The sequence below is a fragment of the Sodalis sp. RH20 genome, assembly GCF_047324205.1.
Taxonomy (GTDB): Bacteria; Pseudomonadota; Gammaproteobacteria; order Enterobacterales; family Enterobacteriaceae; genus Acerihabitans.
The window spans coordinates 434,862-453,023 of the sequence record NZ_CP178733.1 but is presented as its reverse complement, the minus strand read 5'-3'; the positions used below and the strand labels follow the sequence as shown (position 1 = coordinate 453,023).

15 protein-coding genes and 2 pseudogenes are annotated in these 18,162 nt (G+C 58.8%); 7 read left to right on the top strand and 10 right to left on the bottom strand.

Annotated features, from left to right (window positions below; genetic code table 11):
• Positions 1-94 precede the first annotated feature (94 nt).
• From ACL2XM_RS02135 to ACL2XM_RS02110, 6 genes and pseudogenes are all read right to left on the bottom strand, one after another.
• Positions 95-1,609 carry an ABC transporter substrate-binding protein gene (locus ACL2XM_RS02135; RefSeq protein ID WP_413732227.1) on the bottom strand — a complete coding sequence of 505 codons (1,515 nt, stop codon included), beginning with the start codon at positions 1,607-1,609 and terminating at the stop codon, positions 95-97.
• Positions 1,610-1,621: 12 nt separating this feature from the next.
• A complete protein-coding gene (locus ACL2XM_RS02130; RefSeq protein WP_410014131.1) occupies positions 1,622-2,632 on the bottom strand; it encodes an ABC transporter ATP-binding protein in 1,011 nt (336 codons plus the stop codon).
• Positions 2,629-3,621 carry an ABC transporter ATP-binding protein gene (locus ACL2XM_RS02125; protein WP_413732226.1) on the bottom strand — a complete coding sequence of 331 codons (993 nt, stop codon included), beginning with the start codon at positions 3,619-3,621 and terminating at the stop codon, positions 2,629-2,631. The genes ACL2XM_RS02130 and ACL2XM_RS02125 overlap by 4 nt, the downstream gene beginning before the upstream one ends.
• The gene (locus tag ACL2XM_RS02120) at positions 3,618-4,463 is read right to left on the bottom strand and encodes an ABC transporter permease (RefSeq protein ID WP_413732224.1); all 846 of its coding nucleotides are present in this window, start codon (positions 4,461-4,463) and stop codon (positions 3,618-3,620) included. Before ACL2XM_RS02120 ends, ACL2XM_RS02125 begins: the two co-directional genes overlap by 4 nt.
• On the bottom strand, positions 4,460-5,398 hold the full coding sequence (locus tag ACL2XM_RS02115; RefSeq protein WP_413732222.1) for an ABC transporter permease: 939 nt from the start codon (positions 5,396-5,398) through the stop codon (positions 4,460-4,462). The genes ACL2XM_RS02120 and ACL2XM_RS02115 overlap by 4 nt, the downstream gene beginning before the upstream one ends.
• A gap of 23 nt (positions 5,399-5,421) precedes the next feature.
• Positions 5,422-5,835: pseudogene (locus tag ACL2XM_RS02110) on the bottom strand (alpha/beta fold hydrolase); the annotation flags it as partial.
• Positions 5,836-6,088: 253 nt separating this feature from the next.
• Between ACL2XM_RS02110 and ACL2XM_RS02105 the strand changes: the two are divergent.
• A complete protein-coding gene (locus tag ACL2XM_RS02105) occupies positions 6,089-6,847 on the top strand; it encodes a LuxR family transcriptional regulator (RefSeq protein ID WP_413729703.1) in 759 nt (252 codons plus the stop codon).
• A 90-nt stretch (positions 6,848-6,937) separates the two neighbouring features.
• Positions 6,938-7,858 (top strand): proline iminopeptidase-family hydrolase, encoded by a 921-nt coding sequence (locus ACL2XM_RS02100; RefSeq protein ID WP_413732220.1) that lies wholly within the window; start codon positions 6,938-6,940, stop codon positions 7,856-7,858.
• A 65-nt stretch (positions 7,859-7,923) separates the two neighbouring features.
• Here ACL2XM_RS02100 and ACL2XM_RS02095 read toward each other — a convergent pair whose 3' ends face one another.
• Positions 7,924-9,402, bottom strand: coding sequence for a 4-hydroxyphenylacetate 3-hydroxylase N-terminal domain-containing protein (locus ACL2XM_RS02095; protein WP_413732219.1), 1,479 nt, complete (start codon positions 9,400-9,402; stop codon positions 7,924-7,926).
• 198 nt (positions 9,403-9,600) lie between these two features.
• Positions 9,601-10,023: a hypothetical protein gene (locus tag ACL2XM_RS02090; RefSeq protein ID WP_413732217.1), complete on the bottom strand. Its 423-nt coding sequence runs from the start codon at positions 10,021-10,023 to the stop codon at positions 9,601-9,603.
• Between the two features lie 117 nt (positions 10,024-10,140).
• Here ACL2XM_RS02090 and ACL2XM_RS02085 point away from each other — a divergent pair, with 117 nt between their 5' ends.
• The 4 genes from ACL2XM_RS02085 to ACL2XM_RS02070 all read left to right on the top strand — a co-directional run bounded on the left by ACL2XM_RS02085 (position 10,141) and on the right by ACL2XM_RS02070 (position 14,825).
• A complete protein-coding gene (locus ACL2XM_RS02085) occupies positions 10,141-11,172 on the top strand; it encodes a putative B6 ABC transporter substrate-binding protein (RefSeq protein WP_413732215.1) in 1,032 nt (343 codons plus the stop codon).
• A gap of 62 nt (positions 11,173-11,234) precedes the next feature.
• A complete protein-coding gene (locus ACL2XM_RS02080; protein ID WP_413732214.1) occupies positions 11,235-12,797 on the top strand; it encodes a putative B6 ABC transporter ATP-binding protein in 1,563 nt (520 codons plus the stop codon).
• Positions 12,794-13,882, top strand: coding sequence for a putative B6 ABC transporter permease subunit 2 (locus ACL2XM_RS02075; protein WP_413723377.1), 1,089 nt, complete (start codon positions 12,794-12,796; stop codon positions 13,880-13,882). The genes ACL2XM_RS02080 and ACL2XM_RS02075 overlap by 4 nt, the downstream gene beginning before the upstream one ends.
• A 10-nt stretch (positions 13,883-13,892) precedes the next feature.
• Positions 13,893-14,825 carry a putative B6 ABC transporter permease subunit 1 gene (locus ACL2XM_RS02070; RefSeq protein WP_413732212.1) on the top strand — a complete coding sequence of 311 codons (933 nt, stop codon included), beginning with the start codon at positions 13,893-13,895 and terminating at the stop codon, positions 14,823-14,825.
• 148 nt (positions 14,826-14,973) lie between these two features.
• Here the strand turns inward: ACL2XM_RS02070 and ACL2XM_RS02065 are convergent.
• Positions 14,974-15,512 (bottom strand): annotated as a pseudogene (locus ACL2XM_RS02065) (IS630 family transposase); the annotation flags it as partial.
• Between the two features lie 520 nt (positions 15,513-16,032).
• Here ACL2XM_RS02065 and ACL2XM_RS02060 point away from each other — a divergent pair.
• Positions 16,033-17,355 (top strand): transglutaminase-like domain-containing protein, encoded by a 1,323-nt coding sequence (locus ACL2XM_RS02060; protein ID WP_413723379.1) that lies wholly within the window; start codon positions 16,033-16,035, stop codon positions 17,353-17,355.
• A gap of 580 nt (positions 17,356-17,935) precedes the next feature.
• Here ACL2XM_RS02060 and ACL2XM_RS02055 read toward each other — a convergent pair.
• The gene (locus tag ACL2XM_RS02055) at positions 17,936-18,154 is read right to left on the bottom strand and encodes a DUF3820 family protein (RefSeq protein WP_331120350.1); all 219 of its coding nucleotides are present in this window, start codon (positions 18,152-18,154) and stop codon (positions 17,936-17,938) included.
• Positions 18,155-18,162 lie beyond the last annotated feature (8 nt).

Genomic DNA, 18,162 nt, shown 5'->3' with positions numbered 1-18,162 from the left:
ATGATGCTTTTTGGTGCAGATAAAGGGGGAATTCACCGCCGTCTGACGCGTGCCGGTGCAGGGAGCATGCGCATGTCCGCCCCCTGCCCTCGGGCTAGAGCTTATCGGTATCCTCAAGCGCGAAGCGTCCCAGCGGATTCTGGTAAAAATCCTTGATATTCTTGCGGCTGACGTTGCGATAGGGGCTGTAATATAAATCGATCCAGTTCACGTCCGCCTTGGCCATTTTTTGCAGGTCGATATACATCTGCTGCCGCTTGCCGGCATTCATTTCCACCCGCGCCGCGGCCACCAGATCCTTGACCTTATCGTTATGATAGCGGGTCATGTAATTCATATTGGCGTCATGGCCCAGCACAAAGGTGGTTTTCTGATCCGGATCGAGGATATCGTTGGTCCAGTACATCACCGAAATATCATATTCGCCCGCCACCAGCATATCCCAGCTCTGGCTTGGGTCGACCTTTTGCAGGTTCACCGTTACCCCGGCCTTGGCCAGTTGCTGTTGCAGCAGAATGGCGATCTGCTCGTCCACCTCATCCCCGGCGTTGACGACATAATTCAGCTTCAGATCCGCCGCGCCGGCGGCCTTAAGCATCTGCCTGGCTTTCTCGGGATCGTAGGGACGCTGCAGGTTGTCCGCATAATGAAACAGCGCGCCCTCGGGAATATAAGAGTTGGCGACATGGCCGAAACCGAAGGTCACGGTATCGACAATGGCTTTTTTATCAATGGCGAAATCCAGCGCCTGGCGCACCTCGACCTTGGCCAACGCGCCATGCTCGTGGTTAATCAGCAAATGATCCTCGCGGGTGGATCGATCCAGATGCACGTCCAGGTTGGGGTCTTTTTGCAATGACGCGATGCGGGAAAACGGCACCGATAGCGCCGCGTCCAGCTCACCCGCCTGCACTTTCAGCATGCGTGTGTTGTCGTCCGGCAGCGTCAGCCATTCCACGCCGTCCAACTTGACGCGATCCGCCTGCCAGAAATAGGGGTTCTTTACCAGCACCACCTTTTCGCCACGGGTCCAGGACTTGACGCTAAAGGCGCCCGAGCCCACCGGTTTTTCGGCAAACGCCTCCTCGCCCATGGCTTTCACCACTTTTTCCGGCAGCACCGACACATTCGGCAGCGCCAGTTGCGAGAGGAACGGCGCGGACGGCGTTTTCAGCGTTACCACCAGGGTGTGGGGGTCGGTGGCTTCGGCTTTATCGATGACGCTGTAGGAGTCGCGCCATAAGGACCCTTCATTATCGCGTATGCGCAGCAGGCTGAACACCGCATCCTGTGCGGTCACCGGCGACCCGTCGGAGAATTTGGCGTCGCGCATCTTAAAGGTATAGACCTTGCCGTCGGGGGAGATTTCCCAGCTTTCCGCCAGCCCCGGCTCCAGGCGCGTGCCGTTTTTATCCACCCGCACCAGCACGTCGAATACATTGGAAAACACCCAGTTATCGGCGTTTTGCGCCGACTTAATCGGGTCGAAGGTCGTGGAATCCTCGCGCCGGCCAATGCTCAATACCCCGGCGGCTTCGGCGATTTGGCCGACCGCGCTGAGCGCCAGAAAGACCGCGGCGGCGGCAACGTTAAAATGCTTACGCTTCATGGTTAACATACCTCATTGAAAAGGAAAGTCGGCTTCGCCGGTATTTCTGTCGAGCACACAGGCAAAAGCATGGTCGGCAACATGCCGGGTATCAGGGGTGGAACCGGTACGGCAAGCGGGTCGGGCATAACGGCAGCGGGGATGAAAGGCGCACCCCGGCGGAATGGCAATCGGGCTGGGCGGTTCGCCGGCCAGCGGCTCGGCGGGCAACGGCAGATCGGGGTTGATTTCCGGAATGGCCGCCACCAGCGCCGCGGTATACGGATGGCGCGGCAAATGGAATACCGATTCCACTGGGCCTTCCTCGACAATACGTCCCAGGTACATTACGGCCACCCGATCGCACAGGCGGCGGACAATGGCCAGGTCGTGGGCGATAAACAGTATCGCCAGCCCCATGCGCTCACGCAGATCCATCAGCAGATTGATAATCTGCCCCTGGATGGAGACATCCAGCGCGGCAACGCATTCATCCGCCACCATCAGCCGCGGCTCCAGCGCCAGAGCGCGGGCGATGCCGGCCCGCTGGCACTGCCCGCCGCTCAGGGCGCCCGGCCGCTTATCCGCCTGCGCCGGCTGCAGCCCCACCAGCGTCAGCAGTTCGGCCACCCGGGCGGTTATCGCCCCCGGCGGCACTTTGCGATGCACGCGCAGCACTTCGGCGATGGCGGCGCCGATGGTCTGGCGGGGATTGAGCGATGAAAACGGGTCCTGGAAAATCATCGCCGTCTGCCGGCGCAGGCGGGCGATATCGCTCGTCAGGCCGTGGGTTACGTCGCGGCCGTCGAAACGTACGCTGCCGCCGGTGCTTTTCTCCAATTGCAGGATGGCGCGGCCGAGCGTGCTTTTACCGCTGCCGGACTCGCCCACCAGTCCCAGGGTTTCACCGGGGTGGATACGCAGCGATACGCCGTTCACCGCCTGAACCCGCGGCCGGTTCCAGCGCAGCGGATTGCCGCCGGACAGGGGAAACGACACCCGCAGCTCATCGACTTCCAATAATGGATAGGCGTTGGTGATCATGATCCCTCCCGGTGGGTTAACGCATGCAGAGGATAAAAACAGGCCGCGCCGTGGGCCGGATCGCCGCGCGCGGCCAGCAGCGGCGGTTGCACGGACGGACATGCCTCGCCGGCGCGCGGACAGCGGGTATGGAACCGGCAGCCCGGCGCAAAGCCATCCGCCGACGGCGGCTGGCCGGCGATGGTCTTTAAACGGCCGCCGCCGCCTTCGCTCACGGGCTGGCAATCGATCAATCCCTGGGTATAGGGGTGCAGCGGCTGCGCCAATACCCGGCGTTTGGCGCCGACCTCGCACAATCGGCCGGCATACATCACCGCGATCCGATCGCAGGTTTGCGCCACCACGCCCAGATCGTGGGTGATCATAATGATGGCCAGGCCCAGCCGGTCGCGCAGATCCATTAATAAACGCAGGATTTGCACCTGTACCGTCACATCCAGCGCGGTGGTCGGCTCATCGGCAATCAGGATTTTGGGCTCGCAGGCCAGCGCCACGGCGATCATCGCCCGCTGGCGCATGCCGCCGGAGAACTCATGCGGGTAATGATCCACCCGCCGTTCGGGATCGGGGATGCCCACCCGGCGCAGCAGGCCGACGGCCGCCGCACGCGCCTCCCGCCGCCCGGCGCCGAAATGGGCGCGGCGGCTTTCGGCGATCTGCCCGCCGACGGTCATCACCGGGTTAAGATGGCTGGCGGGATTCTGGAAAATCATGCCCAATTGATGGCCGCGCACCCGGGTCATCTGGCGGGGATCGAGGGTCATGATATCGGTCTCGCCCAGCCACGCCTCGCCGCCGCCCATGGTTAATCCTTCCCCGGGCAGCAGCCGCATCAGCGCCCGGCAGGTGACGGTTTTGCCTGAACCGCTTTCGCCCACCAGGCCGAGCATTTCGCCCGCCGCCAGGGTAAAGGAAACATCATCCACCAGGGCGGTGCCCTGGCGGTTGTTGACGGTCAGGTGATTGACCCGCAGTACCGGCGCGCTCATGGCCGTGCCCCCAGTTTATCGCCCAGGCCATCGGCCAGCAGGCTGAAGCCCATCGCCAGCAGCACGATGGCCAGTCCCGGAAAAGTCGTGATCCACCAGGCGGTGGTGATGAAGCTCTGCCCTTCGGCAATCATCACCCCCCACTCCGCCGTCGGCGGCTGTACGCCGAGGCCGAGATAGCTCACCGCCGCGCCGTTCAGCAACACCAGCACGCAGTCCGACATGGAAAACACGATGGAGCCGGTCAGGGCATTGGGCAATAAATGGGCGAACAGAATGCGTCCGTGGCTAAACCCCAGGCTGCGCGCCGCCAGCATAAAGTCGCTATGCTTGAGGATCAGGACCTGCGAACGCACCAGCCGGGCGTAGGAAACCCAGCCCACCAGCGCCATGGCGATATAAAAGCTGCCCAGCCCCGGTCCGATAATGGCGATAATCGACAGCATCAGCACCAGGAAGGGAAATGCCAGCACAATGTCGATGCAGCGCATGATGAAAGCGTCGACGGGACCGCCGAGATAACCGGACAACGCCCCGACGATGGTGCCGATGGTAAACGGAAACACCACGCCCAGCAGGCAGATCTGCAAATCGACGCGCGCCCCCCAGAGGATCCTGGAGAAAATATCGCGGCCGAAGTTATCGGTGCCGAACGGGTGCGGCAGGCCAGGGGCCAGCAGGCGCGCATCCGCATTCTGATAAAGGGGATCGAAGGGCGCGAGCCAGGGGGCGAGCGCCGCCAGCACACACCACATCAGCAGGATACCCATGCCCGCGCGCAGCGCCGCGCGCCGGGGCAGCCAGCGCACGGAAAAATGGCGGACGGCCTGGATGGACATCATAATGTGACCCTCGGGTCCAGGGCCACGGTCAGCAGATCGGCCAGCAGGTTGACCAGCACCGTCGCCAGGGCAAACACCATCACCACGCCCTGCACCACCATATAGTCGCGGCTGAATATCGCCTTGACCAACAGCTGGCCCATGCCGGGGATGGCAAAGACGCTTTCAATCACCACCGTGCTGCCGATAAGCCAGCCGATATTCACCGCCAGCAGGTTGACCGTAGGCACCAGCGAGTTAGGCATGACATGACGCCAGAAGATACGTCCCTCCTCCTGCCCGCGCGCCCTGGCGGCGGTGACGTAATCCGCCTTCAGCTCCGCCAGCAGGCTGGCGCGCAGGTTACGCGTCAGCACCGCCGACAGCGCCAGCGCCACCGTCAGGCAGGGCAGCACCAGGTGATGCAGCCTTGCGCTCCACGCGTCGCCATAACCGGAGACAGGAAACCAGCCCAGGGTGACGCTAAACAGCAGGATCAGCATAATGCCCAGCCAGAACGCCGGAAAACCCAGTCCGGCGGTGGAAAGCAGCCGGATAACCTGGTCGGCGGCGCTCCCCCGCCGGCGGGCGGCGACGGCGGCCAGCGGCACGGTGAGCAGCAGCGCCAGCAGGACGCTGCCCGCGACCAGGCACAGCGTGGGCTCAATGCGGGTCATAATCAGTTTCAGGGTATCGATGCGATAGACAATGGAGCGTCCCAGCTCGCCGTGCAGCAGGTTATTGAGAAAATAGCCGTACTGAACCCATAGGGGCTGATCCAACGCATACTGGGCGCGAATACGCGCGATCGCCGCCGGGGTGCTGCGCACCCCCAACAGAATGCGCGCCGGATCGCCCGGGATGGCGCGCACCAGCATAAAGGTGATGATGCTAATGCCCAGCAATACCGGTACCAGTTGCAGCGGACGGAACAGGACGAAGCGATAACGGTGCATTCTCCCTACCCCCTGCCGCGTTGATGGGGTATATCCGCCGCGGTATTTTCCAGCATCAGGCGTTTGATTGCACCCGGATGGTGCAATACCACCTCGATGCCCAGCCAGCCGCCCCAGGAATGACCAAGCAGATGCACCCGCTCCAGGCCCATAGCCCGGCGTACGGTGTCCACTTCACGCACATAGCGCGCCATGGTCCATAATCCGGGCAGATCCGGCCGATCGGACCGGCCGGTGCCCAATTGATCAAACGCCACCACCCGGTAGCCGTGGTGGCTGAGGCAGGGTTGCGCTTCGCGCGGGTAGTCGCAGGGCAGCCCCGGACCGCCGTTCAGGCACAGCACTGTCTCGTCGCCCGCGCCGAACTCGTAGGCCGTCACCCGATAACCGTCGACCTCAATATCCACTTGCCGGTCAGGCCTGATCTCACGCCACATATCTCCCCCGGTGCTTGCCGGCGGCCCGCGCCGCGCCGCCATGATGATGTCTTTACGCTACGCATAAGCCGCGGCGCTGAACAGTTAGTAAAAATGCTAGGTTTCGCCTCCGGTCCCCGGGCGGCGTGGCATCCAAATTGCATGCCATCCGGTGGCCGACAACAAGCGTCGCGAGCGCCGGAAGCGATACGGGAATGGCTTTGCAGGATCCATGCCCTGGCGCCATGGAGACTGGATGAGATAAGGGGGGCCGATGAGCATTGTGGTAACCGATGTATTGCCGACGCCGCAGGCCGGCTGCAGTCTTGACGACGCCTTTTTATCCCTGTACCGGCAAAGCGCCCGGCTGGGCATGGAGGCGCTGATTTATGATTACACGCCGGTGCCGCGCTCGCTGGAAGGCGAACTCATTACGCCGTCGGTGCTGCGCATGAGCAATGTGCCGGAGGATATGCGGCAGCTATGGACCGAAAGCGGCTACTACCAGGTGGATCCGGTGCAGTTGTACGCCCTGAAAAGCTGCGCGCCTTTCGTTTGGTCTTATCAGCGCCCGGATACGACTTTGCTGCGCGATATCATCGGTGAGCGACATCAGCCTGTAACGCACTATATGCGCGACAACAATATGCCCTGCGGCGCCACGGTGCCCCTGCACCTGCCGCAGGGGGGATTCGCCACCCTGACCGGCATCGTCAGCGGCGGCGGCCGGGAGCGCGATCTGACCCAGACTCTGGCGGAGCTGGGCCTGCTGGCCCATACCTTTCAGGAGCGTGTTTATCCGCTATTCGACCGCCAGATGCTGACCTGCCAGTATGTGCGCCTGAGCAAACGCGAACGGGAGTGCCTGAGCTGGTCGGCCGAGGGGCTGACCGCCAAGGAGATCGCCCGCAAGCTGTCGCGCTCGATTGCCACCGTGACGCTGCATTTGAACTCCGCGGCACGCAAGCTGGGGGCCAGCAACCGGGTCCAGGCCGTGGTGCGGGCGATGCATTACCGCCTGCTCGACAGCTGAGCCGGCGCAATACCTAGCATTTTCTCTAGCTATCCGCCGCCGGGCGCGCTGTTTTACCCTAGGTTATCCTTAACCGACAGGTAAACCGTCATGTACAGCATTACCGAAGGCTACGCGCCGTTTCAGCAATACCAAACCTGGTACCGCATCTGCGGCGATCTCCATAATGACAGGACGCCCCTGGTGGTGATCCACGGCGGCCCGGGCTGCACCCATGATTATGTCGACGCGTTCCGCGATATCGCCGCCAGCGGCCGGGCGGTCATCCATTACGATCAGCTCGGCAATGGCCGTTCCACCCATTTACCGGACCAGGGAGCCGACTTCTGGCGGGTATCGCTGTTCCTGGCGGAGCTGGATAACCTGCTGGCGCATCTGGGCATCGGCAGCAACTATGCCTTGCTCGGCCAGTCGTGGGGCGGGATGCTGACGGCGGAGCACGCCGTGCTGCGCCCGGAAGGTCTCAAGGCAATCGTCATCGCCAATTCGCCGGCGTCGATGGCGCTATGGCTACAGGCGGCGGCCAGGCTGCGCGCCCAGTTACCGGCCCCGGTACAGCGCTGTCTGGTGGAGCACGAAACCGCGGGCACCCTGGACAGCGAGGCGTATCGCCAGGCCACCCGGGTATTTTACCAGCGGCACGTCTGCCGGCTTACGCCCTGGCCGGAAGAAGTCACGCGCACCTTCGCCGCCATGGACGCCGACCCGACGGTGTACCATGCCATGAACGGTCCGACGGAATTCCACGTTATCGGCACCATGAAAAACTGGGACATTATTGACCGGTTGGCGCGGATACAGGTGCCGGCGCTGCTGATATCGGGCCGCTACGACGAGGCGGCGCCGGAGGTGGTGCAGCCCTTCAAGGATCATATCGCCGGCGCCGAATGGGTGATATTCGAGCAATCAAGCCATATGCCGCACGTAGAGGAGCGCGCGGCCTGCATGCGGGTAGTGGGGAACTTCCTGGACCGGCAGTTGGATGCCCGGGAGAGCGTCGCCGGCCGTTAACCGCCGCGGCGACGTTGCCGGCGGCGATGTGTTGGCGCGGCCCGGCAACCGCGGCCGTGCGGTCATCAGGCCAGCCCGGCCAGTTTTTTTACCTGGCCGACGAACGCATCGCGCTTCACTTCCTCGAATAGCCGGGCGCGCAGCCGCGGCGCCGGGCTGGAATTAACATTCTCGAACAGCGCCACCCGTCCGGCCAGCGCCCCGGTGGTCATATCCCAGATAAAATTCATCAAGCGTTCTTTTTCCATGGCGCTGGCGCCGTGGCCGGCCAATAACTCCCGCAGCGCGTGACCGATATCGGGATTGTCGAAGGCCGCCTTGCCAAAACGCATCACCAGCCCCTGCCCGCACATCTCCTGCAGGATATGGACAATGTGCGGATAGTGCCGGATGGAATACAGGCGGCCGGCGGTCAGCATGCCGGCATCGGGCGCCATTACGCCGCCCTCGGTAAGACGCGCCTGCGCTTCGGCGGCATAGATAAAGGCGCGCAGGGTTTGGGCATATTCAATCAGCTCCCCCAGCATGGCCTGCACGGCGGGAATGCGGCCGGTGCCCAGCACATCCAGCACCAGCTGCCCGGCGCCGACAAACAGCTCAGCCTTTACCGCCAGCCTTGTCAGCACATGCCAGTGGGCGAAAACGCATACCGGGCCGTAATACCGCATCGCGTCGGGATCGCCAAGATTAAAGATACGTTCGGCGGGCACAAAAACGTTATCGAAAATAATAAACTGGTCGGCTTCTTCTCCCAGCCCGGCGATGGGGTGGTCAAACGGATCGGCGCCGGGATGGGAGACCATTTCCCGCGAAATCAATTTGATGCCCTCGGCGTTAACCGGGATCGCCCCCCAGATGCAGGCTTCCGGCGGCGTTTCCTGGCGACTCCCCAGGTTGGTGAAAAAAATCTCGTTGGCCTGGGCGGCAACGGAGCCGACGGTTTTGGCCCCGGAGACGCGAATCCCGCCCCGCTCGATACTTTTTACCCGCAGCAGCGACCCCCAACCCGCCTTGGGCGACGATCGGTCAGCCTGCGGGCCCGCCAGGCTTTCCGCGGCGGTCAGGTTATTATCGCGGCCATAGGCCAGGTAGCGTTCGATATTTTCGGCAAAATCGGGACGGCAGCCGTCCAGGGCGGACCGCTTGGCTTTAAAGACAGGCAGCAGGGCATAGAGTCCCACGACGATGGCGGGCGCCAGATCGGGCGGGCGACCGAAGGTGCCGCCGGTCTTGAGCGAGGTGTATTCAATCATTTTGCGCCGCTCGCGCAGATCATCGCAGGTCCGGGGAATTTGCCAGGCGCGGCTGACCACCGTCCCGCTGGCGGGATCGACGCAGGTGGTGGCGTCGGCATGCTCCGCGCTGAACTGGTCGTCGAACATCGACGCCAGCACATTGACCCCCGCCGCCAGCGCGGGGTCGTCCATCACGCTGCCAAGCCTGTTGCCGTTAACCCACAGCCGCCGTCCATCCTCCAGGGATGCCTTGAACTCGGCGCCGGTCTTAAGCCGGTGCGGCTTACCCTTTGCCAACACGGATGTCATAGTGATTCCCCTTCCCTTGGGTCAAAAACGCAACGCCCCGGCTTTACGCGCGCCGGGCGCTATTTTTACCTATCCCGGCCCGGTCTTTATGGCCTGCCGCTATCCACCGTACCCGGCCGGTTAAGCTAAGCACGGGCTAAAGCAAGATTCAAACGTTATGTCTTGCCGGGATAAGAAGGGTTTAAGAAACCCTCTGGGCTACAGACCGCTCGGCGCGACGCGGCACTGGATGGGGTCCGCGCCGCCGGCGCAGTCGAGCGTAAGGGAGCGCGGGCTTTCGCCCCGGTGCGTCGACAAGGCCACCTCGTAGCGGGTTTGCCAGGATCGCCCCTGCTCGCCGCACCACAAGCGTTGAACGGGCAACCGATCCTGATGGTCATTGAGGATAATCACCTCGCCGCTGGCGATATTCTTCCACAGCCCGGTGGATAGCGTCGCGCCGGGGGCAACGGCGCCCAACGGGACCGAATACCAGTGGGCGGTGGTCGCTTCGCAATCCAGGGGACGATGGCCGGTGTTATTCACCACCACCAGAAAAGGGGTTAATCCCCGCGTACCGCGTTGATAATTTGTTGATTCCCCGGCGCAGATTGCGGTGGTGAAAAAAAACAAACAGGGCAATACTAGCCCCTTTAGTGTCATAAAATGCTCCAGTAAACAGGTCCTATCCGTTAGGAATGCATCAGAAAAGATTTTATTAGCCGTATTGTCAACAATAAAATGTATCGAGGACAGAAGATGATGGGTAAAGGTTGGTTAAAATACGCGGCTGCGATGTCGGTGCTGTCGGTGCTCTGTTCAGCGGCCTATGCCGCTGATATTAAAACTATCGCCATAGTCACCCCCGAACCCGGCACTGATTTCGGCTGGAACCAACAGGGCATCAGCGCCGCCAGGGCGGCCGGTGCCAAAGAAGGCGTCAAGGTCATGGTGGCGGAGAACCTCGGCTACGGCGATATCCGCCCCACGCTGCGCGACCTGACGGAAGATGGGGCGCAGCTTATCATCGCCCACGCCAGCGGTTATAACCAGTCAGGGCCGGAAATCGGCGCGCAGGCCAATGTGCCGGTGGCCATCACCGACAGCCCGTCGTCGTTAAAAGCCGGCAAAGTGGCCGATTATACGGTAAGCGGCCAGGAGGGGGCCTACCTGGCCGGCGCGCTGGCGGCGAAAATGACGCGCAGCGGCACCATCGGCATCGTGGTTTCCGGCGAGCCGCCGGCCTGGAACGCGCAGTCCTCGGCTTTTATCCGCGGCGCCAGGGCGGCCAGGAGCGATATTAAAATCCGTTACGCGGTGATCGGCCCGGCGGCGTACAGCGATGCCGCGGGCGGTAAACGCGTGGCGGCCTCCGTTATCGCCGCCGGCGTGGATATTATCTTCGGCCAGGGCAACGGCTCGAGCTTCGGCATGCTGCAGGCGGTGGAAACCACCCCGGCGCCGGACGGCGGCAAAGTCTATTTTATCGACGTCATCGGCGACAAATCCCCCATTGATAAAGGCAACCTGCTCAGTTCCGTCCTGTGGAACCTGACGCCGGTCTACACCGCCATGATCGAGGATCTCAAGCAGGATAAATTCGGCTCCCACAACTACAAGACTTCGCTGGCGGACGGCTCGATCAGTCTGCTGAAAACCGCCCATATCCCGGACGATATCTGGCAGAGCGTCAACGCGGTGCGCGACGACATCATCAGCGGTAAAATCACCGTGCCGGCGGATTACGACGCTAAATCGCTGCACGACCTGCTGGCCGCCGGCGGTAAATAGTCCGGCGGCAAACGCCCCGGCCGGGGCGCGCCCGTCGCGCTCCGCTTAACGTTATCGAGATCATGATGAGCCAGAATCTGCCTTCATCGGCCTGCCCGGTCGTGACCGTCTGCCAGGTCACCAAGCGGTATCCCGGCATTATCGCCAATGACCAGGTTGACCTGGCGCTGTGGCCCGGCGAGGTTCATGTGCTGCTGGGGGAAAACGGCGCCGGGAAATCCACCCTGGTCGCCATGCTTTCCGGGCTGCAGCAACCTGACGAGGGGCATATCGCGGTGGGGGGCCGGGTCGAATCGCTGTCCTCCCCCCGTCGCGCCCGCGCGCTGGGCATAGGCACCGTGTTCCAGCATGCCATGATGGTGCCGGCATTAAGCGTGGTGGATAATATCGCCCTCGGCGATCCCTGGTGGCGGCGTCCCGCGCGCCGCCATTATGCGGATCGGGTTAATGCCATCGCCCGGGATATCGGCGTCAGGGTCAACCCGTTCGCCCTGGCGGGATCGCTCTCACTCGGTGAGCTGCAGCAGGCGGAAATCGTTCGTACCCTGTTGCGCGGCAGCCGTGTGCTGATCCTTGACGAAGCCACCGCCATGCTGACGCCCGACAACGCGCACGAACTGGGGCGGTTGATGCGCCGGCTGGTGGCGCAGGGCCTGGCGGTGGTCTTCATCACCCATAAGCTTAACGAGGCGCTGGCCTGGGGCGATCGCATCTCGGTGCTGCGCCGCGGCCGTAAAGCCGGCGAGATAGGGCCTGAACGGCTCAAATCCCTTACCGCCCCGCAGACGACCCAGGAAGTGGTCGAAATGATGTTCGGCATTCCCGGCCAGGCCGCCGCGACGCCCGCGGCAGCCGCGGCGCCGGCGCCGAAAACAGCCGGTAAGCCGGTGCTTGAGGCGCAGGGGTTGGCGGTAGAGGATCCGCTGGTGCCGGTCGCCGGCATCGATCTGATGGTTCGCGCCGGCGAAATCGTCGGCATCGCCGGCATCGACGGCAACGGGCAAAAACAGCTGGCCGAGGCGCTGGCTGGCCAGCGCCCGGTGGCCAGCGGGCAAATCTGCCTGGACGGCGAGCGGATAGACCATGAAAACATCGGCCAGCGGCGCCGGCGCGGTCTGCGCTACGTCACCGACGACAGGCTGGGCGAAGGTACCGTCGCCACCTTTCCGGTCTCGATTAACCTGCTGCTCAAGCAGATAGGCGACACGCCCTTCTGGCGGCGGGGCATCGTGCAGCCGGCGGCTATTGCACGGCACGCGCTCAGGCAAATCCTGGAATACGATATCCGTACCCCGGCGGTCGATACGCCGGTTGGCAAGCTGTCCGGCGGCAATATCCAAAAGACGCTGCTGGCGCGCGAACTTAGCGGCCAGGCCCGGGTGGTCATCTTCGCCAAGCCGACCCATGGGCTCGACCTGCAAAACACGCAATCGATCCGCGGGAGGATACGCCGCGCGGCCGGTGCGGGCATGGCGGTATTGCTGATATCAACGGATTTGGAGGAACTGCTGGAACTGGCGGACCGGATCGCAGTGATGGCGCAGGGCGGAATAATCGGCATGGTGGAGAATAATCCGGCGGCCCGGGGCCGCATCGGCGAGCTGATGAGCGGAGCCATGACATGAGCGGTCGCTCCGGTCCTGCCTGGGGGCGACGGCTGTCGCCGGCCCGGCTTAAATCCGCCCTGGCACGCGCCGGGCTGTCCGTGGGGCCGGTGGTTATCGCCCTGGTGATCACCGGCGCCCTGTTGCGGATCATGGGGGTCAATCCCCTGGATTATTACGGTTTTATTCTGCAAAAGGGGCTGATGACGCCCTCGGGCCTGCAGGCGACGCTGACCCGCATGGGGCCGCTGTTGCTTATTGCCGCCAGTTTGATGGTGGCGTTTCGCGCCGGTCTGTGGAACCTGGGCGGCGACGGCCAGTTTTTACTGGGCGCGGTTATCGCCTCGGCGGTGGCGGCCCCGCTGAATCAGCTCGGGGCGCCGTCGTGGCTGACGCTACTGGCGGCAATGGTGGCCGGTACGTTGATGGGCGGCGCATGGGCGATTCTGCCGGCCATCTTAAAGGCCTGGCAGCATATTAACGAAATCATTACCACGATGATGATGTCCTTTTTAGGCATTTCGCTGGCCAATGTGCTGGTCAAGCTGGTGTTCGCCGATCCCGCCACCACCGTGCCGGAAACCCGTACCCTTCCTTATGCGCAGCGGCTGCCGCCGCTGTTCGGCACCCATACCTCAAGCGGGTTGCTGATTGGCCTGTTTGCCGTGATCGCGGTGCATTGGCTCATGAACCGCACCGCCTTCGGGCTGCGGTTGCGCACCGTCGGCGCCAATCCGCGCGCGGCGCTCCATGCCGGCCTGCCGGTCGGGGCGCTGACCATCGCGGTACTCGCCCTGTCCGCCGCGCTGGCGGGCCTGGCCGGCGCGGTGGAGGTTATCGGCATCGAAGGCAACGTGCGCGCCGACTGGAACCCGGCCTATAGCCTGCTGGTGGTGCCGCTGGTGTTTCTGGCCCGCTTCAACGGGTTCGCCACCATCGCCTTTGTCTTTATTTTTTCGGTGCTGTCCATCGGCAGCGAAAGCGCGGCCCGGCGGATGGGCGTTCCCAACCATTTTACCCTGGTCACGGTAGCCGTGCTGCTTATCGTGTTCGGCCTGACGGAAATGGTCGCGCAGCGGCGACGCGGCCGTGCCGGCGGGCAATGAGGCAAATCATATGGATTTACTGACGCAAGGTTTTCTCTCGTCCCTGCTGCTGGGGGCGATTATCGCCGGAGTACCTTTGTTGTTGACCGGCCTGGGCGAACAGTTATCGGAAAAGGCCGGGGTCTTGAATATCGGACTGGAGGGCATGATGCTCACCGGCGCCTACCTGGGTTTTTATACCGCCTGGCAGACCCAGTCCATGGGCATGGGGCTAGTGGGCGGCGCTGCCGGCGGCATACTCATCGCCCTGCTGATGGCCGTGCTGTGCGTGTGGCTGCGCCTTAATCAGATCGTCATCGGTATCGCGCTGACGCTCGGCGCCCAAGGCGCCACCGCGCTGTTGCACTACCTGCAATTCAGCCGCACCTACCCCCGCCTGGGCGGTATCGACAGCGTGGCGCTGCCGCTGCTGTCCGGCATACCCTTTATCGGGCGCATCCTGTTCAACCAGCCGCTGATTGTCTATCTGGCGGTGGGCTGCGTGGCGCTGTTTGCCGTGGTCTATCGCCATACCAACCTCGGCCTGTATCTGCAGGCCGCCGGCGACAAGCCCGCCGCCCTCGACGCCGCCGGGGTAAGCGTTTTGTGGACACGCACGCTGGCGGTACTGGTGACGGGCGCTCTGGCGGGGCTTGGCGGCGCCTTTATGTCGCAGGTCGGCGCCGGTATTTTTGTGCCCTTCATGACCCAGGGCAACGGATTTATCGGCATCGTACTGGCGATGCTGGCGCGCGGCAGGCCGCTGTGGGTACTGGGGGGAGCATTGCTGTTCGGCGCCTGCCTGTCGTTGACCACCGCCCTGCAAGTGCTGGGGGTGGATATGCCCACCGATGTGATCCAGATGCTGCCGTTTATGGCGGTGATGGTGGTGCTGGTCGCATTCGGCCGGCGCGCCAGCTTGCCCGACGCCCTGGGAACGGCCTATATCCGGGGTGAACGCTAAGGGCGTTAAATCTACTTATAAAGATATGAAAGCCGTACAACTAAATGGGACTATCGATAAATTGTTAGAGCACTAAATAGATGATCCTAATACCGCTACATTTTTGCTTGGCCGTGCTTCCCTGCGGGAAATGGGCTTACTGTTTTCATTTATTGCTCCCGCCGGCGTAACTGACTTTGCCCGTCCCGCTGTGCAATGCACCGGCCAGATAATATTTTTCGTTCTGTCCGGGCGTGACAATGCGTTTTTGCTGACCGCGTAGCTGCCAGTCGGCACCGATTTTTGGGTTAAGATGGATCCCCACCTCGTCCTCGTAAAACACTGGATTTTCATGACTGCACGGGGCAAGCTCTTCAGCAACAGCGGCCACTTTATCTTCTTTATGTGGGTCACGAATGCTCAGCGTTGGCGCTGCCCTTCGCCACACCAGCCCGGCAGCGGGAAGCCAACGTCTCACCGTTGAAGCATGTAAACGACAACCTGTTATCTCATTGATTTTGATTGCCAATAACTTTGTGCTCCAGCGTGAGCGCTGATAGCCAAAATCTCCCGGCGAGTGTTTAACAAGCTAACTCAATAGTGCGCAGATATACTCAAACGGCCAGCGTCGCCCATGTCCCGGGGCTATGGTTTTAGACCTTCCGGGCCATAAAGCGTGAACCAATTAATCCAACGCGTCAGCGACGACAGGATAAATATTATGGCTATGTATATTTTGAATTAAATATTTTCTAATATCACCTCCATCATTCTCGGACAAGTCATCGGTGGATATGTTCATTGGTGAAAATTAATGTGACAAACACTCAATATCACATAAGCTTGCTATTAATTTCTGGAGAACACGCCTAATTGAATGATTGCACTAATCGTACCTTAAAGAAATTTGAAACATGCATCATTAATATGAACCTGTTTATAGGGTGAAAGAGAAAGGTGAGGTAGTAGGCAGAAGGGCATTAAAGGATCATTAAAATGTATTTCGTCATAATCCAACACATAATGTTCAACAGATGTGATAAGGAGAAGATGTGTGCAATTATTATTCAATCAACGCGGGAAAATAATTTATTACTAGTTAATGCTTGTTGCATTGGCTAATATTAACTTATGGTGCTGAAAAATTGGAGCACCCTCTAATTTATCTGGCCTAAGGTAAATAATATTAAGTTGTGTAAAAAATTTTAAGACGATCACAGGAGAACCCATGCAAACTACGTTAACATTCAACTCACCGAGCTCAATAAACACTAAGCCCTCATATGGATGTCGTAGGTTTTACGATGACGCTTCCTTCTTGCCAAATCCCCTACAAGGTTTAAAAAAAGCGGGAAATTTTGCTGTTAATACAAAGCTGATTTTTGACGAAAAAGCAGTGGGAAATCTAAAATTTTGCGAATTATTTACGAATAAAGTATTATTAAACACTCTTACAACTCCCTTTAAATATAATCAATCAAACCATGTAGTGTCTCCTAAAAATAATAGAACTAATGATTACATATCATTTATAATGAACAAGAAATTCATTAGCCTTGACAATTTATCTGAGTCTTTAATCGATGTAATTAATTCTCGCTATGCTGAGACATTAACTACGGAAGGTGAATGTGTTGAATTTAACCACTGCCGCGCCTTTTTCGATGTTAAGTATGATAAGATTCGTTTTGCATTCAAAAATGGTGCAGTTGTGAATCTCTCAGTTAATGCTGAAGGTAAGGTTTATGGGTTTTACGATTACTCACATGACTTAATTAAGATTATTGCGGCTGGGATTATAAGAACTGGATTCGCGGAGAAATTGGTCGTTGTCTTAGAGAAAATTGAAGTTGATAAGACAGCAGCTTTAGCAAATGTAGTGACGTCTGATGATAAATTAAAACTCCTTAACGGCATATTAAAAAAAACTCGGTATTTTTTCAAGGGTAGCCGTTTCAAGTCGAGTAATAAGATAAAGACCAACGATGATATAAAAGTTCGCTGGGATGAACACATCGAAACGATAAGACTCTTAGGATTATGCCGTGAATATCCTAATACTGGATTTCTTGAAGAATATATCAAATTTTCAGTCGACCATCAAGTTGGGAATTGCGGCGAAATGGCAAGAATAACTTATGCCTTTTGTGAAAGTTATCATTTATGTCCAGAGTTTATTAGTTTTGAAAAAAATAAATATTCTAATCACGTAGCATGTGGTGTTAAAATAAACAATGAATATTACATACTCGATCCTTGGGCTAATATAATATGTAAAGAAATAAATTTTATATCAGCTCTGAAGAATAAAATTGCCGCCTGGAACAAAAGTGGTAAATTTATTTTAAACGGGGAAGCTGGAACTATTCACATGAGTCAAAATAGTATAACGCCTGTTGACCTATTGATGACACCAGAAGATATTTCTAAATTCAAGTTAGTACGCAAAATGAAATTAAACCTGGGGCGTCAAGTTGTTGGCTCCGCCTTCATAAATTATCTAGAAGATAAATTGAAAAATAAAGGGTTTGATAAAAAAGCAGCGGGTTAAAAATTTCTTAATTGTAAAGCATTATTCAACGCATTGATTATAAAGCTTAATGCGTAGTTTTACGTAACCCTACATCCATTAGCAATAATGAGGAATTTTGAAGCCGCTCGACGGTAAGAAGTGCCTAAGATGTACTGAACCCCAAAATTTGACACTGCCGCTGTTTTCAACATGAGCCGGGTATTCTACCTGGTTCATTCACCTAAATAGGTGATCCTCATACCACGACACTTTTGCTTGACCGTGCCTCCCTTCGGAAAATGGGCTTCCCGTTTTCATAACCGGTGGAGTATGTCGGCGCGAGGTCGGCGTAAATGAGAACTGCTGGATGATATAAAAAGACCGGAACCAGACCGTTTATTGCCGCGGCGCCTCAATCGCCTTTGGAATCAGTAAATTTCACTAAAAATACTTTGATTGAAATGTATCAGAATCAGCTATGCTGAGCTTTAGTGCGAAAATACACCTTAAAAATAGCCTTGGCGCAGCTCAGGTGTCAACAATACACAAATGTTATAAATATAGTCCCCAAATAATTACTCTAACTTAAGGCATATTTTGTATTCTCGACGATATTAGTTCATTTTTTTTGCTTAAGCGGCTTGATAAGCCCCTCAAGCCCCTCGATTTTAATGGCGAGCGTAATCGACATCAGTTCCCCCAGCCGGCCCTGGGGGAATTCACCTTTACGGGCAAACCACAGCAGATAAGGCTCGGGCAGATCGATAAGCGCCCGCCCCTGATATTTGCCGAACGGCATTTCGGTATTGGCGATGGCCACCAGATCTTCTTTCTCCATGATTGACT

Excerpts from the sequence above, each read along its gene's own strand:
- ACL2XM_RS02135 (WP_413732227.1), bottom strand. The coding sequence starts at position 1,609 with ATGAAGCGTAAGCATTTTAACGTTGCCGCCGCCGCGGTCTTTCTGGCG.
- ACL2XM_RS02130 (WP_410014131.1), bottom strand. The coding sequence starts at position 2,632 with ATGATCACCAACGCCTATCCATTATTGGAAGTCGATGAGCTGCGGGTG.
- ACL2XM_RS02125 (WP_413732226.1), bottom strand. The coding sequence starts at position 3,621 with ATGAGCGCGCCGGTACTGCGGGTCAATCACCTGACCGTCAACAACCGC.
- ACL2XM_RS02120 (WP_413732224.1), bottom strand. The coding sequence starts at position 4,463 with ATGATGTCCATCCAGGCCGTCCGCCATTTTTCCGTGCGCTGGCTGCCC.
- ACL2XM_RS02115 (WP_413732222.1), bottom strand. The coding sequence starts at position 5,398 with ATGCACCGTTATCGCTTCGTCCTGTTCCGTCCGCTGCAACTGGTACCG.
- ACL2XM_RS02105 (WP_413729703.1), top strand. The coding sequence starts at position 6,089 with ATGAGCATTGTGGTAACCGATGTATTGCCGACGCCGCAGGCCGGCTGC.
- ACL2XM_RS02100 (WP_413732220.1), top strand. The coding sequence starts at position 6,938 with ATGTACAGCATTACCGAAGGCTACGCGCCGTTTCAGCAATACCAAACC.
- ACL2XM_RS02095 (WP_413732219.1), bottom strand. The coding sequence starts at position 9,402 with ATGACATCCGTGTTGGCAAAGGGTAAGCCGCACCGGCTTAAGACCGGC.
- ACL2XM_RS02085 (WP_413732215.1), top strand. The coding sequence starts at position 10,141 with ATGATGGGTAAAGGTTGGTTAAAATACGCGGCTGCGATGTCGGTGCTG.
- ACL2XM_RS02080 (WP_413732214.1), top strand. The coding sequence starts at position 11,235 with ATGATGAGCCAGAATCTGCCTTCATCGGCCTGCCCGGTCGTGACCGTC.
- ACL2XM_RS02075 (WP_413723377.1), top strand. The coding sequence starts at position 12,794 with ATGAGCGGTCGCTCCGGTCCTGCCTGGGGGCGACGGCTGTCGCCGGCC.
- ACL2XM_RS02070 (WP_413732212.1), top strand. The coding sequence starts at position 13,893 with ATGGATTTACTGACGCAAGGTTTTCTCTCGTCCCTGCTGCTGGGGGCG.
- ACL2XM_RS02060 (WP_413723379.1), top strand. The coding sequence starts at position 16,033 with ATGCAAACTACGTTAACATTCAACTCACCGAGCTCAATAAACACTAAG.
- ACL2XM_RS02055 (WP_331120350.1), bottom strand. The coding sequence starts at position 18,154 with ATGGAGAAAGAAGATCTGGTGGCCATCGCCAATACCGAAATGCCGTTC.